General features: G+C 68.7%; 14 protein-coding genes, 1 tRNA gene and 3 pseudogenes. 10 read left to right on the top strand and 8 right to left on the bottom strand.

Annotated features, from left to right (window positions below):
• Positions 1 to 26 precede the first annotated feature (26 nt).
• The 5 genes and pseudogenes from H149_RS0108685 to H149_RS0108670 all read right to left on the bottom strand — a co-directional run.
• Positions 27 to 1,105, bottom strand: a pseudogene (locus H149_RS0108685) (IS3 family transposase); the annotation flags it as partial.
• Positions 1,106 to 1,149: 44 nt separating this feature from the next.
• Entirely contained in the window at positions 1,150 to 1,431 is a 282-nt protein-coding gene (locus H149_RS24030) for a hypothetical protein (RefSeq protein WP_020649355.1), read from the bottom strand.
• A gap of 162 nt (positions 1,432 to 1,593) precedes the next feature.
• Positions 1,594 to 1,692, bottom strand: a pseudogene (locus H149_RS24360) (DUF4236 domain-containing protein); the annotation flags it as partial.
• 210 nt (positions 1,693 to 1,902) lie between these two features.
• Positions 1,903 to 2,031 (bottom strand): annotated as a pseudogene (locus tag H149_RS24470) (integrase core domain-containing protein); the annotation flags it as partial.
• 73 nt (positions 2,032 to 2,104) lie between these two features.
• On the bottom strand, positions 2,105 to 3,118 hold the full coding sequence (locus tag H149_RS0108670) for an AraC family transcriptional regulator (RefSeq protein ID WP_020649354.1): 1,014 nt from the start codon (positions 3,116 to 3,118) through the stop codon (positions 2,105 to 2,107).
• A gap of 160 nt (positions 3,119 to 3,278) precedes the next feature.
• Between H149_RS0108670 and H149_RS0108665 the strand changes: the two genes are divergently transcribed.
• From H149_RS0108665 to H149_RS0108655, 3 genes are all read left to right on the top strand, one after another.
• Positions 3,279 to 4,814, top strand: a complete 1,536-nt coding sequence (locus H149_RS0108665) for a flavin-containing monooxygenase (protein WP_020649353.1) — start codon at positions 3,279 to 3,281, stop codon at positions 4,812 to 4,814.
• Positions 4,815 to 5,051: 237 nt separating this feature from the next.
• Complete coding sequence (locus H149_RS0108660) at positions 5,052 to 5,630, top strand: hypothetical protein (RefSeq protein WP_020649352.1); 579 nt, start codon at positions 5,052 to 5,054, stop codon at positions 5,628 to 5,630.
• Positions 5,627 to 6,340 carry a cytochrome c3 family protein gene (locus tag H149_RS0108655; protein ID WP_020649351.1) on the top strand — a complete coding sequence of 238 codons (714 nt, stop codon included), beginning with the start codon at positions 5,627 to 5,629 and terminating at the stop codon, positions 6,338 to 6,340. Before H149_RS0108660 ends, H149_RS0108655 begins: the two co-directional genes overlap by 4 nt.
• 45 nt (positions 6,341 to 6,385) lie before the next feature.
• Here H149_RS0108655 and H149_RS0108650 read toward each other — a convergent pair whose 3' ends face one another.
• Positions 6,386 to 7,627, bottom strand: a complete 1,242-nt coding sequence (locus tag H149_RS0108650; protein WP_020649350.1) for an RNA polymerase sigma factor — start codon at positions 7,625 to 7,627, stop codon at positions 6,386 to 6,388.
• A 9-nt stretch (positions 7,628 to 7,636) separates the two neighbouring features.
• The gene (locus H149_RS0108645; protein WP_020649349.1) at positions 7,637 to 7,990 is read right to left on the bottom strand and encodes a YciI family protein; all 354 of its coding nucleotides are present in this window, start codon (positions 7,988 to 7,990) and stop codon (positions 7,637 to 7,639) included.
• A 191-nt stretch (positions 7,991 to 8,181) separates the two neighbouring features.
• Between H149_RS0108645 and thiS the strand changes: the two genes are divergently transcribed.
• The 7 genes from thiS to H149_RS0108610 all read left to right on the top strand — a co-directional run bounded on the left by thiS (position 8,182) and on the right by H149_RS0108610 (position 13,626).
• Positions 8,182 to 8,382, top strand: a complete 201-nt coding sequence (gene thiS, locus H149_RS0108640; RefSeq protein WP_020649348.1) for a sulfur carrier protein ThiS — start codon at positions 8,182 to 8,184, stop codon at positions 8,380 to 8,382.
• A gap of 102 nt (positions 8,383 to 8,484) precedes the next feature.
• On the top strand, positions 8,485 to 10,731 hold the full coding sequence (locus tag H149_RS0108635) for an AsmA family protein (RefSeq protein WP_020649347.1): 2,247 nt from the start codon (positions 8,485 to 8,487) through the stop codon (positions 10,729 to 10,731).
• Positions 10,728 to 11,309: an SRPBCC family protein gene (locus H149_RS22090; RefSeq protein ID WP_020649346.1), complete on the top strand. Its 582-nt coding sequence runs from the start codon at positions 10,728 to 10,730 to the stop codon at positions 11,307 to 11,309. The genes H149_RS0108635 and H149_RS22090 overlap by 4 nt, the downstream gene beginning before the upstream one ends.
• A complete protein-coding gene (mutY, locus tag H149_RS0108625) occupies positions 11,306 to 12,355 on the top strand; it encodes an A/G-specific adenine glycosylase (protein WP_020649345.1) in 1,050 nt (349 codons plus the stop codon). The genes H149_RS22090 and mutY overlap by 4 nt, the downstream gene beginning before the upstream one ends.
• The gene (locus H149_RS0108620) at positions 12,352 to 12,633 is read left to right on the top strand and encodes an oxidative damage protection protein (RefSeq protein WP_020649344.1); all 282 of its coding nucleotides are present in this window, start codon (positions 12,352 to 12,354) and stop codon (positions 12,631 to 12,633) included. Before mutY ends, H149_RS0108620 begins: the two co-directional genes overlap by 4 nt.
• Positions 12,634 to 12,690: 57 nt before the next feature.
• A tRNA-Phe gene (locus tag H149_RS0108615) sits at positions 12,691 to 12,766 on the top strand.
• A gap of 239 nt (positions 12,767 to 13,005) precedes the next feature.
• Positions 13,006 to 13,626 (top strand): class I SAM-dependent methyltransferase, encoded by a 621-nt coding sequence (locus H149_RS0108610; protein WP_020649343.1) that lies wholly within the window; start codon positions 13,006 to 13,008, stop codon positions 13,624 to 13,626.
• Positions 13,627 to 13,663: 37 nt separating this feature from the next.
• On the opposite strand, the gene H149_RS0108605 is transcribed toward H149_RS0108610, so the two are convergent.
• Positions 13,664 to 14,563 carry a DMT family transporter gene (locus H149_RS0108605; protein WP_020649342.1) on the bottom strand — a complete coding sequence of 300 codons (900 nt, stop codon included), beginning with the start codon at positions 14,561 to 14,563 and terminating at the stop codon, positions 13,664 to 13,666.
• Positions 14,564 to 14,611 lie beyond the last annotated feature (48 nt).

Below are 14,611 nucleotides of genomic sequence, written 5' to 3'. Positions count from 1 at the left end.
TTGGAATCCGGGGTTAATGTAACGGCCTTGGCGGCCAACTGCTTCGCATAGCTGGCGGGCGTCAGCCCGCCGAGCGCTTTCTTCGGTCGCTCCTCGTTGTACTCACGGACCCAGGCATTGATCACGGCCTGCGCGTGCGCGAGGCTGACGAACCAGTGCTCGTTGAGGCATTCATCGCGCAGACGCCCATTGAACAATTCGACATAGGCGTTCTGATTGGGCTTGCCCGGTTCGATCTGCCGCAGCGTGACGCCGTTTCGATGGGCCCAGGTCAGCATGGCCTTGCCGGTCAGTTCGCGGCCGTTGTCCGAGCGGATCACCGCCGGCTTGCCGCGACGCGCGCAGACTTCGTCGAGCATCCGCGTGAGCTGGTTGCCGCCGATGCTGTGCTGGGCCATGACCGCTACCGCCTCGTGCGTGGCGTCGTCGACGATGACCAGGCACTTGAGCGCGCGGCCCGAGGCGATCCGGTCGAAGATGAAATCGATCGACCAGACCTCATTCGCCGCGCTGGGCCGGATCAGGGGCTGACGCTCGGCTGGCGGTACTTTCTTGCGGCGACGCCGGCGCACATGCAGCCTCTCCAGCGCGTACAGCCGATCCACGCGCTTGTGGTTCACCTGTAGGCCGTCTTGCCTCAGCTTCAGGTAGATCATCTCGGCCCCGTAGCGCCGATGCTTCCGCGCCAGCGCCACGATCTTGCGCCGAAGATCGGCATTGCGGTCCGGCGCTGGTACGTAGCGCAGCGAACTGGCGCTCATGCCGATCGCCGACAACGCACGCCGCTCCGTCAGCCCTAACGATTTCATCTCCCGCACCGCCTCGCGTCGAGCCGGTGCGATCACGGCTTTTTTCTCAGTACCTCGCGGATCACCTCCGTTTCCAGCAAGGTTTCCGCCAGCATTTTCTTCAGCCGTGCGTTTTCAGCCTCCAACGCCTTCAGCCGCTTGGCGTCCGACACGTCCATGCCGCCGAATTTGCTGCGCCACAGGTAGTAGCTGGCGTCCGAGAACCCGTGCCGCCGGCATAGCTCCTTGATCGGCACGCCAGCGTCCGCTTCCTTCAAAAAACCGATGATCTGCTCTTCGCTGAACCGCTTCTTCACGTCCAATCTCCTTGATGACAGGGATTGGATTCCAAACCGATCCGCTACTCAACTACGGGGGGACGTCGGTACATCAACACAGTGGTTTTTCGAAGCTGATCCCAGATCGCAACGGCCAAGGTCGCTGCCAGTCCGATCGCGCCGGCAGCGATCATCACCCATCTTGGAGCGTTTAACTGGGCAGCAGCGATGCAAAGCCCACCCGTACCCAGTAGCACAAGAGGCCAGAACCGTATCCGCTTCCGCTTGGCATTCATCTCGGCCACAAGATCTGCCGAACTGGAATCCTCGATGCTGATCGTCTCAACACTCTCGATGGCGTGCATCACCACTGGATCCGGATTCCGAATGGGCTGAGTCGCATCGGGGTTGAAAGGCCGTTCAATGCTTCGCGGAGGTCGACGTGGGCCCGAGTGTGGAACCGTTACTCGATAGTAGAGGCCATCCCGCCCCACATGTACGTACGTCCCCCGCGGAGACATTCCGACTCGAAAGCCTTTAATGCCGGTCGAGATGCCGACACCAGACTTCGAAAGATTGAACCGGAAGGGACCGACCGAAATCGACTTTCTGATGTAGAACCCCATACGCAGCCTCCCCCGAAGCTGAGATTTGAGATTGCCAAGCGATCCAAGTCGGATGCTAGCGTAATGGCCCTTGAGGCATAGTGAAAGATCCTCGTTTCTTCGAGTCACTCAGAAGTAGAGGTTGTGGTTGATTGTGCCATCGCGAATCGAACGAGCAACAGGCCGCCGAGGCTGCGATGCGGACGGTGACGGTTGTGGCAGTATCGAGTCTTCGACCATGCGACGGACTTCGGCGAGGCTGGTGAAGACGTAGCGGTCGGGCACTTCGGTACGCTGGCTTCTATTGAAGCGTTCGATGTCGCCATTCTGCGTCGGCTTGCCGGGCTGGATGTGGACCAGCGCGGCGCCATTGCGAGCAGCCTAGTCACGTATTGCATGCGACCTGCCCGCCGGCCTTTAGACCGCGAAGGATTTACTCGTCCGCTGGCGAGGCGCGATATCGCTGCGGGCTGCGGCCGGACCAGCGCTGGAAGGCGTGGATGAAGGCGGCCGGTTCGGCGTAGCCGAGGCGTTCGGCGATGGTCTCGACGCTCAGCGCCGTGTGCCGCAGCAGGTGGCGGGCCTTGCGGTAGCGCGCATCGGCGACCAGCGCGCGAAAGCTCGTGCCTTCCTCGGCGAGGCGCCGGCGCAGGCTGCGCTCGGCGAGGCCGAAGAAGCGGGCGACGCGCTCGGCACCGGGCATGCGTTCGTCGAGCAGTTCGAGGTGCAGCAGCACCTTGGTGGCCAGCGTGTCGAGCTCCTTCTGCTGGTCGACGAGCGCCTGCTCGCAAAGGCCGCGGTACAGCGCGTGCGCGGCCGGGTCATGCGAGGGGAAGCGCACCGACAGGTGTTCGTTGCGCAGCCAGAAGCGGCCCTGCGCCTCGCCCCAGCGCACCGGACAGCCGAAGTGCGCTTCGTACTTCTGTGCCTCCGGCGGACGCGGATACGGCATGTCGACACGCAGCGGCTGCAGCGCGGCGCCGATCGAAGCCTGGATGTCCATCATCAGCTTGTAGGTGCCGGCCATTTCGCCGTCGACGCGGAAGCGGAACGCGCGCCGCGGCAGCGGCAGCGGCGTCAGGCACAGCGCGCTCTGTGTCGCGCCCTCTTCCAGCGACAGCGTGCTGTAGAGATAGGTCAGGCGCTGGTAGTGCACGCCGATGCGAAAGGCATCGCGCACGTCGGCGCAGGTCAGCAGCAGCATCGCCAGCGGGCCGTAGCCGGCAAAACCGAAGAAGCGGCCGGTCTTGAGGCCGGCGAGCGGATCGCGCAAATGCTCGGCGACTTCGGCGTGGATGCGCAGTTCGAGAGAACGGTCGATGCGCGCGGCGGGATCGAGCCGGTCGAGGTCGAGGCCGTAGCGGGCCAGCACCGGCGCGGGATCTTCGCCGAGCGCGCGCAGGCCCTGCATCGTGTACATCAGCCCGAGTATCGAGCGGCTCGTCATCGTTCTTTCGTCCCTCCTCGCCGGCCATTGTGGCCGAAAAGATCAATCGGAGGGCGAAGCCAGCATGGCCGCCGTCGCCGCTGCGCCCGTAGATTGCCGGCGACGCGCAACAACGCGCGATACGCATCGAACGCAGCGAGGAGAACGAGGCATGACCGCAATGGAACCCAAACCCGGCCGCACCACCGAAACCGAGGTCGCCATCGTCGGCGCCGGCTTCGGCGGTCTGTGCATGGCCATCAAGCTGATCGAGGCCGGACGCAAGGATTTCGTGATCCTCGAAAAGGGCGCGGACGTCGGCGGTACCTGGCGCGACAACAGCTATCCGGGCGCGGCCTGCGACGTGCAGTCGCATCTGTACTCGTACTCGTTCGCGCCGAAGGCCGACTGGACGCAGCGCTACGCCGGCTGGCGCGAGATCCAGGATTACATCCTCGACGTCACCGAGCGTTACCGCCTGCGCCCGTACATCCGCTTCGGCCAGGAAGTGAGCGGCGCGCACTTCCTGCAGGATGAGGGCCGCTGGCGCATCGAGACGCGCGGCGGCGACGTGATCCTCGCCCGCCACTGGGTGCTGGCGTCCGGCCCGCTGCATGTGCCGGCGATTCCGGACCTGCCTGGGCTGTCGAGCTTCAAGGGCAAGCTGTTCCACTCCGCGCAGTGGGACCACGGCTACGATCTGTCCGGCAAGGCCGTCGCCTCGATCGGCACCGGCGGCAGCGCGATCCAGTACGTGCCGGAGATCGCGCCGAAGGTGAAGCAGCTGCACGTCTTCCAACGCACGCCGGCGTGGGTGATCCCGCGCGACACGCGCCGCTACTCGGACTTCCGCAAGAAGCTGTTCGCCGCCGTGCCGCTGCTGCGCAAGCTGCATCGCGCACGTCTGTACTGGAGCAACGAATCGCGCGTCTGGCCGATCTTCAACCCGGCGCTGGCGCGCACGCTGCAGAAGCTCGCCGAGATGTTCATCCGCTCGCAGGTCAAGGACCCGGCGCTGCAGCGCAAGCTGACGCCGGACTACACGATCGGCTGCAAGCGCGTGCTGATCTCCAACGCCTACTACCCGACCTTCAACCGCGCCAACGTCGAGCTCGTCACCGACGGTATCCGCGAGATTCGCGAGCACAGCATCGTCACCCGCGACGGCGTCGAGCGGCCGGTCGACTGCATCATTCTCGGCACCGGCTTCGTCGTCGATCCGCGCGTCTACATGCGCGGCTTCGCGCTGAGCGGCCGCGACGGCCATGAGATCGCCCGGGACTGGGCGCGCGCGCCGGAAGCCTTCCTCGGCACCACCGTCACCGGTTACCCGAACATGTTCCAGCTGGTCGGCCCCGGCACGGCGCTGGGCCACAACTCGATCATCTTCATGATCGAGGCGCAGGTGCACTACATCCTCGACTGCCTCAAGCAGCTCGACGCGCAGCGCGCCCTGTACGTCGACGTCAAGCCCGAGGTGCAGCGCCGCTTCAACGACGAGGTTCAGGGCGCGCTCAAGCATTCGGTGTGGTCGACCGGCTGCAAGAGCTGGTACCAGACCGCCGAGGGCATCAACTTCACGATGTGGCCGTGGTCGACCTGGCGCTTCTGGCTGCGTACGCGCAAGGTGCGGCTCGCCGACTACGAGTGGGTGCCGGCGCCGGCCGGCCCGGGCGCGGCACGGCCGCGCGCCAAGGCCGCGGCACGCACGAGCTGAGCCCGCAGCGACGCGCGCGATGCTGGCGGCCGGCCCGCTTTGATCCGCGTCAATGCCGCCGGGCCGCCGCGGCCTCATACTGTCGGCACGCGCGGGAGCGTCCGTTGCAACGGACGCTCCCGCGTCGATCCCGACGGGCATGGCACACGGAAGCGAGCGAATGCGCATGGCGCGAGGCGAGCGGCGGCGGACGGCACCGGCAGGTCCGGATAGCGGTGGTGCCTGCGGGCAAACGCCGTGAAGCGTTCGGTCCTGCGCCGTGACGTCGCGCCACTGACGCTGCTGTTCGCGGCGCTGGTCGTCGCGACGATCGTTGTCGACGCCGTGCTGCATCGGCTTGAGCTGGCGTCGGTCGGCCGCTATCTGGGCATTCCCGGCGTCCTGCTGATCCTGCTCTCGCTCGGCTATTCGCTGCGCAAGCACCAGCTGCTGACGCGCGGCCAGCCGGGACGCTGGCTGCAGTTCCACAAGATCGTCGCCTGGTTCGGCTCGCTGCTGGTGCTGGTGCACGCCGGCATCCACTTCCACGCCGTGCTGCCCTGGCTCGCGACCGGGGCGATGCTCGTCAACGTCGCCAGCGGCCTGACCGGCGTGTTCCTGCTGCAGCGCGCGCGGCGCCACGTCGATCTGAAGAAGAAGCTGCTGCTCGCCGAGGGCCTGAGTGCCGGCGCCGTCGAGGCACGTCTCGAAGCCGACGCCACCACACTGGAATGGCTGAAGCGCTGGCGCACGATCCACCTGCCGATCGCCGCGGCTTTCGGCACGCTCGCGCTCGGCCACATCGTCGCCGTGTTCGTCTTCTGGGGCTGGCGATGAACGCGCGCTGGCTGTGGGCGGCGGTCGCGGTCGTCCTGCTCGGCGTGCTGGCGCTCGTGCTGCTGCGTCCGGAACCGATGCTGAGCCCCGGGCCGCTGCAGGCCGCGCACGCCGATCTGACCGGCGACTGCTTCGCCTGCCATCAGCCGTTCCGCGGCAGCCGCGCTGAGCGTTGCATCACCTGCCATCAGGTCGACCGCATCGGCCGCTACACGACCAGCGGCGCGCCGATCGCCGCCTCCGGCACCGAACCGAAGGTGCCCTTCCACCAGCATCTGCTTGCGCAGAACTGCATGGCCTGCCACGCCGAGCACCAGGGCCGCGCGATGCAGCACCCGGCAGCGCATTTCTCGCACACCCTGCTCGAACCCGGCATCCGCGGCGACTGCCTGGCCTGCCACCGCAAGCCGCAGGATTCGCTGCACGCGACGATCGCCGGCGATTGCCAGCAGTGCCACAGCCAGGAGCAGTGGCGGCCGGCGCAGTTCGAGCACGCGCGCTTCTTCCTGCTCGAAGGCGTACATCGCACCTCGTGCGCGACCTGCCACACCGGGCAGGATTTCAAGCAGTACACCTGCTTCGGCTGCCACGAGCATTCGCCGGCGCGCATCCGCGCCGAGCACGATGAAGAAGGCATTACCGATATCGACAACTGCGTCGAATGCCATCGCAGCGCCGACGACGAGCACCACGGCCGCCGCGACGACTGAACCGGACCGGCGCGTCCGCCGGCCGCTGCGCGCAGCCCCCCGCGTTCAGTTCAGCGCGACGCCGCTGCGCGCGGCGCGCGCGCGCAGGAAGTCGCGTACCGCCGGATCGTCGCTGAGCGCGATCGCGCGCGCGTATGCCTCGGCCGCCTCGTCGACGCGCCGCAGTTCGGCCAGCAGCTCGGCGGCCAGCGCCCAATACGGCTGGTAGCCGGCTTCGCCGAGCGCGGCAAGCGGCTGCAGGCAGTCCCAGCCGGCCGCCGCGCCATGCAGACGGGCGATCGCCGCGGCATGGCCGACCTGCGCGCCGGCGCTCGGCGCGAGGCGCACGAGGCCTTCGTACAGCAGCGCGATGCTCGCCCAGTCGGTGCGGCCGTCGCGCAGGCGGCGCGCGTGCACCGACTGGATCGCCGCTTCGAGCTGGAAGGCGCCGAGGCGCCCGGCGCGCGACGCGCGATCGAGCCAGCGCTCGGCTTCGCCGATCATCGGCTGCGACCAGCGCGCACAGTCCTGCTCGGACAGCGGCACGTAGGCGCCGCGCGCATCGCGGCGCGCCGCCTGCCGCGCCTGGCCGTGCAGCATCAGGGCCAGCAAGCCCATCGCCTCGGGCTCGTCCGGCATCAGCTCGACCAGCAGGCGGCCAAGCTGCACCGCCTCCTGCGCGAGCCGGCCGCCGCCGGGCAGAGCGTCGGCCTCCCAGCCGTGACCGTAGGCCGCATAGACCGCCTCCAGCACCGCGCGCAGGCGCGCCGGCCACTCGGCCGGACGCGGGATCTCGAACGGTATGCCGGCGTCGCGGATCTTCTGCTTGGCGCGGCTCAGGCGCTGGCCGACCGTCGCCGGCCGGGCAAGATAGGCCGGCGCGATGCGCGCCGCGTCGAGGCCGAGCACGACCTGCAGCATCAACGCCGGCCGCACCGCCGGATCGAGCGCCGGATGGGCGCAGACGAACAGCAGCTTCAGGCGCTCGTCGGGGAACTCGTCCGGCAGATCGGCGGCTTCGACCGCCTCGCCGTCGGCGCCGAGGATCGGCTCGGCGAGACGCCGCACCCGGCGCTGGCGCGCGGCGTCGATCAGCCGGCGTCGCGCCGCCGTCAGCAGCCAGGCCTCCGGCTGCTGCGGCTGCCCCGCCTCGGGCCAGGTCTCCAGCGCGGCGCGCACCGCATCGGCGAGCGCGTCCTCGGCGCCGGCGACGTCCTGCGCGCCGGCGGCGAGAAACGCCAGCAGGCGGAGGCGTGAACGCCGCACGACGTCGGCGAGCAGCGCGGCCGCCGCAACCTGCTCCGCCATCGCCGGACTTCAGTCGCCGGGCAGCGTCGGCCGCACTTCGACGACCTGGCCGGGCCGCTGCGGAAAGCGCCCCGCCCATTCGAGCGCAACGTCGAGATTCGGCACCTCGATCAGGAACAGGCCGCCGAGCTGTTCCTTGGTGTCCGGATAGGGGCCGTCCTGGATCACGCGGCGCCCGTCGCGCAGCAGCAGGCGAGTCGCGGTGGCCGGCGGCTGCAGCCCGGCGCCGCCGACGAACACGCCGGCCTCGTGCAGCGCACGCAGGTAACGACCGACGCCGTCCCACAGCGCCGCCTGCTGTGCGGGGTCGGTACGGGCCTCGAAATCTTCCGGGCTTTCGTGAATCAGGATCGAATATCGCATCGGCAATCGCCTCCATCGGCGCTGTGGAAAATGGGCCAGGCCGCTGCCCGCCCGTACCATGACGGCCGGGCGCCGGCGATTTCGACACGATTTTTCCGACGCCGGCCGGCCCCACCCGCCCGGGACGCCCATTGATCCGCCCGGACACAACGGCGACCATTGCGGGCCCGGCATTCGGAAACGTCTCCCCCATGCAGCTTACCGTCAACGGCGAGCCCCGCACCCTCGCCGACGCGCTGAACATCGCCGAACTGCTCGCCGCGCTGCAGCTCGGCGGCAAGCGCGTCGCCGTCGAGGTCAACGGCAGCATCGTGCCGCGCTCGCAGCACGCCGCGACGGCGCTGCGCGACGGCGACCAGGTGCTGATCGTGCAGGCGATCGGCGGCGGCTGATGCAGCCGCTGCGTTCATGCGCTGGCCAGACAGCCTGACTAGACTGCGCGCAGCGCCCCTGCGCTTGCCCTCGCCACGGCATCGCCCACCAGGAATTCGCCCATGGCCAAACCGCTGAAAATCGTCCTGCTCGTGCTCGGCAGCTTCGTGCTGCTGGTGGTCGCAGCGCTGCTCGCCGTCGCCTTGCTGTTCGACCCGAACGACTACCGCGACCAGATCCGGGCCGCGGTCAAGGAAGAGACCGGCCGCGAACTCACGCTCGGCGACATCCAGCTGAAAGTCTTCCCCTGGCTGCGCGTGTCGCTGGCCGACGCCCGGCTCGGCAACGCGCCCGGCTTCGGCGACGTGCCGTTCGCCGAAGTGCGCAAGGCCAGCGTCGGCGTCAAGCTGATGCCGCTGCTGTTCGACAAGCAGCTGCAGGTCAGCACCGTCACGCTCGACGGCCTGCACGTCAGTCTGGCGAAGAACGCCGAGGGCCTCAGCAACTGGGACGATCTGCTCCAGCACGCCCGGCAGCAGAAAGAGGAAAAGCCGCCGAAGGTGAAAGTCGAGGCGCAGTTCTCGCTCGACAGCCTCGACATCGACGGCGTGACCGTCGACGACGCCGCCGTCGTCTACGACGACGCGCAAGCCGGCAAGCACTACGAGCTGCAGAAGCTCAAGCTCAAGACCGGCACGTTGCGGCCGAGCGATCCGTTCGACCTCGACCTGGCGGCGACGGTGATGTCGAAGACGCCGGCCGCGCAGGCCGACGTGTCGCTGTCCGGCACCATCAAGCCCGACCTCAAGGCCAACAAGCTCGACACCGACGGCCTCAAGCTCGGCATCCAGGGCAAGGCGCTCGACTACGACATCGACACCACGATCAAGACGCGCCTCGTCGCCGACCTCGCCGCGCAGGTCTTCAATCTCGATGCCCTGGACGTGGAAGCCAAGCTCGGCGGCAAATCGATCCCGAACGGCAGCCAGACCGTCCGCCTCGGCGGCGATCTCGCCTACAACCTCAAGGAGGGCGCGCTGCGCTTCGCCAACGGCAAGCTGCAGGCCGCCGATCTGACGCTGACCACCGACATCAGCGGTCGCGAGCTGAACGGCGAGCACCCGCAGCTGTCCGGCCCGTTGACGATCGCGCCGTTCAGCCCGCGCAAGCTGCTCGAAAGCTTCGGCACCAAGCTCGATACCGCCGACCCGAAGGCGCTGGCACAGGCCGGCCTCCAAGCGCAGTACAGCGGCACGCTGAGCAGCGCCCGCCTGCAGAACCTCGTCGCCACCCTCGACCAGACCAGGATCACGGGCGACTTCGGCATCGCGGACTTCAAGACGCTGGCGCTGGCCTTCGCGCTGCAGGTCGACAGCATCGACGCCGACCGCTACCTGCCGCCGAAGAGCAAGGACAAGGAAAAGGTCGCGACGCCGGACGGCGAGAAGAAGGATCTCAACGCCGTGCAGCTGCCGGCCGAGATGCTGCAGAAGCTCAACGCCGACGGCACCATCGACATCGGCAAGCTGGTCGTCGACAAGCTCAAGCTCAGCGACATCCGCATCAAGCTGTCCGGCCAGGGCGCGCAGACGGTGAAGCAGCAGGACCTCAGCGCCCGGCTCTACGGCGGCAGCGTCAAGCTCACGCACCGCTACACGCCGGGGGCGACGCCGGGCTACGCGCTGAAGACGCAGCTGTCCTCGTTCCAGGCCGGCCCGTTCCTGCAGGACTTCACCGGCAAGGACTACGTCAGCGGCATCGCCGACTTCAGCGCCGACGTCAGCGGCCGCGGCAAGACCGTCGGCGAGCTGCGCCGCACGCTCGACGGCCAGCTCGCCGCGCAGGCGAAGAACGGAGCCGTCAAGGGTTTTAATCTCGGCCAGATCATCCGCAAGGGCGAGGCGATGCTGGCCGGCAATCTCAACTACAGCGAAACCAGCACGCCCGAAACCGACTTCACGACGATCTCCGTCAGCGGCACGCTCAACAACGGCGTGCTGCACAGCGACGATCTGAACGCGGCGAGCCCGCTGTTCCGCGTCGGCGGCGCCGGCGACATCAACCTCGTCGACGAAACCATCAACTACACGGCCAAGCCGACGGTCGTCGAGACCAGCAAGGGCCAGGGCGGCAAGGAGCTCGCGCAGCTCAACGGCGTGACGATCCCGATCCGCCTCAGCGGCAGCCTGTGGAAGCCGAAGTACAAGGTCGACATCGAGGACGCCGTCAAGCAGAAAGCGGCCGAGAAGGTCCGCGAGAAGCTGAACGACCCCGAGGTCAAGCAGAAGCTCAACGACAAGCTCAACGACCTGCTGTTCGGCAAGAAGAAAAAGCAGGAGAAGCCGGCGGAGCCGCAGACGACTCCGTGAGAGCCGCCTTCCTGTTCCTGGCCGCGTTCAGCGCCAGCGCCGCCGCCGAGACCGTCGACCGCGTCGAGGTCACGCACGGGCAGTCGCGCTACCGCATCGAACTGCAGGCGCGGCTCGACGCGCCGCTCGACGACGCCTACGCGGTGTTCCGCGACTTCCGCAACCTGCCACGCATCAACGACGCGGTCGAGGAAGTCACCGCGCTGCCCGCGGTGCAGCCCGGCACCGAGCGCTGGCGCACGACGGTGCGCGTCTGCGTGAGCTTCTTCTGCTCGCAGCTCAAGCAGGTCCAGGACGTGCGCGACAGTCGCGACGCGCACGGCTACCGGCTCGACGCCACGGTCGTGCCCGCGCTCAGCAATCTGCGCTACGGCACCGCCGCCTGGCGGCTCGACCGTTGCGGCGCGCAAACCTGCCTGTGGTTCCATGCCGAGCTGGAGCCCGACTTCTGGATTCCGCCGCTGATCGGTCCGTGGCTGATCGAACGCGCGATGCAGCGCCAGGCCAAGGCCACCGCACACGGCATCGAAGCGCTCGCGCTGGCGCGCGCCAAGGGTCTGGAGCCGGCCGCGCCATGACGCCGTTCGCCGAACGCCTGCTGGCCTGGTTCGACGTGCACGGCCGCCACGATCTGCCGTGGCAGCATCCGCGCACGCCGTACCGCGTGTGGCTGTCCGAGGTGATGCTGCAGCAGACGCAGGTCACCACCGTCATCCCCTACTTCGCGCGCTTCCTCGACCGCTTTCCCGACATCGCCGCGCTCGCCGCCGCGCCGCTCGACGACGTGCTGGCGCTGTGGGCCGGCCTCGGCTACTACGCCCGCGCCCGCAATCTGCACCGCTGCGCGCAGGCCGTGGTCGCCGAACACGACGGCGAATTCCCGCGCGATATCGAAGCCATCGCCGCCTTGCCCGGCATCGGCCGCTCGACGGCCGGCGCGATCCTCGCGCAGGCCTGGGGCGATCGGCACGCGATCCTCGATGGCAACGTGCGCCGCGTGCTCGCGCGCCACGCCGCCGTCCCCGGCTGGCCGGGCCAGCCCGCCGTGCAGAAGCAGCTGTGGCGCGAAGCCGAAGCGCGCCTGCCGCAGCAACGGCTCGCCGACTACACGCAGGCGCTGATGGACCTCGGCGCCTCCATCTGCAGCGCGCGCAATCCCAAATGCCTGCTGTGCCCGGTCGCCGGCGACTGCCAGGCGCGTCTGGCCGGCACCGTCGCGCAGTACCCGGGCGCCAAGCCGGCGCGCGCGCGGCCGCGCCGCGAGGCCGTGCTGCTGCTCGCGCGCGACGCCGACGGCCGGCTGCTGCTCGAACGACGGCCGCCGAGCGGCCTGTGGGGCGGGCTCTGGTGTCCGCCGCTGCTCGGCGACGGCGATCCCGCCGCGCCCGATTGGCTCGCCGCGCAGGCGCTGCGCAGCGTCGCCGAACAGACGCTGCCGCCGCTGACGCACGCCTTCACGCATTTCGACTACGTCTTGCAGCCACAGCTGATCGCGACCGCCACGTCCGGCAGCCGCATCGCCGAGGAGCGCTGGCAATGGATCGACGCCGAGCAGCTTGAACGCTTGGGCCTGCCGGCGCCGATCCGTAAACTGTTGCGCTCTCTGCAAGGTACCGAGACATGAGCCGCATCGTTCACTGCATCAAGCTCGGCGTCGACGCCGAAGGCCTCGACCGCCCGCCGCTGCCCGGCCCGCTCGGCAAGCGCATCTACGAACAGGTCTCCAAACAGGCCTGGCAGATGTGGATCCAGCACCAGACACGGCTGATCAACGAATACCGCCTCGTGCTCGCCGACGCCAGCGCGCGCAAGCTGCTCGGCGAGGAAATGGAAAAGTTCTTCTTCGACGGCGGCGAGCTGACGCAGACCGGCTACGTCGCCCCGCCGCAAAAGCCGGATTGAACGTTCGGCTTGACGAGCCGAGTGCGCGCCGCTTTAATACGCGGCCTCGCAGCGCCCGGCCGGGTAGCTCAGTCGGTAGAGCAGGGGATTGAAAATCCCCGTGTCGGCGGTTCGATTCCGTCCCCGGCCACCATCCAACCCTTTATATCGCGCTCCTGCGCCGCACGTTCTGACGTTGCGCGTTCGCGTCCCACAACTCGCCACGCGGCGTTGTCGCTGCAAGGCGCGCAGCGTGATCGTTCCGGAATACCGCCGTGGCCGCGCGGCAATGGCCGTGGTATCTCCGGCTTGCGCAGAATCGCCCTGATTCCACGCCGCCGCCGATGCCCATCGAGCGGCGGCCGACGCATACGCATTCCAAGGAGGAAGCCCATGAACCCGTACGACCGCTACGTGCTGCCGTATCTGATCGATCTGGCCTGCGGCATCGGGCCGATCCAGAAGGAGCGCGCCAAGCTGGTGCCGCGCGCGCTCGGACGCGTGCTGGAAATCGGCATCGGCACCGGCCGCAATCTGCCGTTCTACGACCGCGAGCGGCTGAGCGCGCTGTACGGGCTCGATCCCGCCGCGCAGATGCACCGCCTCGCGCGCAAGCGCGCCGCCGAGGCCGGCATCGGCATCGAACTGCTGGACCTACCGGCCGAGCGCATCCCGTCCGACGACGCGAGCTTCGACACCGTGGTCACCACGTTCACGCTGTGCACGATTCCCGACGCCGTCGCGGCGCTGCGCGAAATGCGCCGCGCGCTTCGCCCGCAGGGCCAGCTGCTGTTCTGCGAGCATGGCCTGGCGCCGGACGCCGGCGTGCGGCGCTGGCAGAACGGCCTGACGCCGGTATGGAAACCGCTCGCCGGCGGCTGCCATCTGAACCGCGACATTCCGGCGCTGCTCGCGGCCGGCGGCTTCGAGATCACCGAACTGCAGGCCGATTACCTGCCCGGCCCGCGGCCGATGACCTACGTCTACCGCGGCGTGGCCGTACCGGAAACCTGAGCGCGCGAGCAGCCGCCGCTGCAGCCTGAAAGCGCCTTCAGCGCCGCAGGCGCAGATTCGCGAAGACGATGCCCGAGACGATCAGCGCGAATGCGAGCCCGTGATACGGCTCGACGCGCTCGCCGAGCGCCAGCGCCGCGATCAGCGCCGTGAACAGCGGAATGAAGTACGTGAACTGCCCGGCGACCGACGGGCCGACCGCGGCCACGCCGCGGTTCCAGAGAAAGTACGCGACCAGCGAGGCCAGCAGGCCGGCGTAGCCGATCGCGCCCAGGGTGCCGGCATCGAGCGCGAGCGTGCGGCCGCCGGCGAGCTCGATCAAATAGAACGGCAGGATGCAGGGCACGCCGATGAGGATCTGCGTGGTCAGCAGCGTGCGCGCGTCGAGTCCGGTCGGATAACGGCGCAGCATCACCGAATAGACCGCCCACGACAGATTGGCGGCCACTGCCCACAGGTCGCCGCGATGGAAGGCCAGCGTCAGCACGCGGCGCGGATCGCCGTGGCCGAGCACGGTCAGCACCCCGAACAGCGCGATCAGCATGCCGGCCCACTGCCGCAGCCCGAGCCGCTCGCCGAGCCAGACGCTGGCCAGCGCCATGATCGTCGCCGGCATCGCCGCGGCGACCAGCGTCACCGACACCGCGGTCGAGGTCTGCAGCGCCAGATACAGCATGGTGTTGTAGGCGGTGACCGAGGTCAGCGCGAGCGCGACCAGCACGCCGAGGCGGGCGCGGATCGTCGCGCGCTGCGCGATCACGCCGGCCAGACCGAACGGCGCGATCAGCAGCAGGGCCAGCGCCCAGCGCCAGAACGAGAACGCGATCGGCGGCAGATGCCCGGCCAGTCCGCGCGCGACGACCGCGTTGCCGGCCCACAGCAGCGGCGGAATCAGCAGCAGGGCGTAATCGGTGGACGAAGCGTGGCGCGCGGACATGAGCGGCGGGAATGGCGGCGAAAGCCGCGCATTCTCGCAGAAGGGGCC

Source organism: Solimonas variicoloris DSM 15731, from assembly GCF_000382285.1.
Classification (GTDB): domain Bacteria; phylum Pseudomonadota; class Gammaproteobacteria; order Nevskiales; family Nevskiaceae; genus Solimonas; species Solimonas variicoloris.
This window is presented reverse-complemented; position numbering and strand designations above follow the sequence as displayed.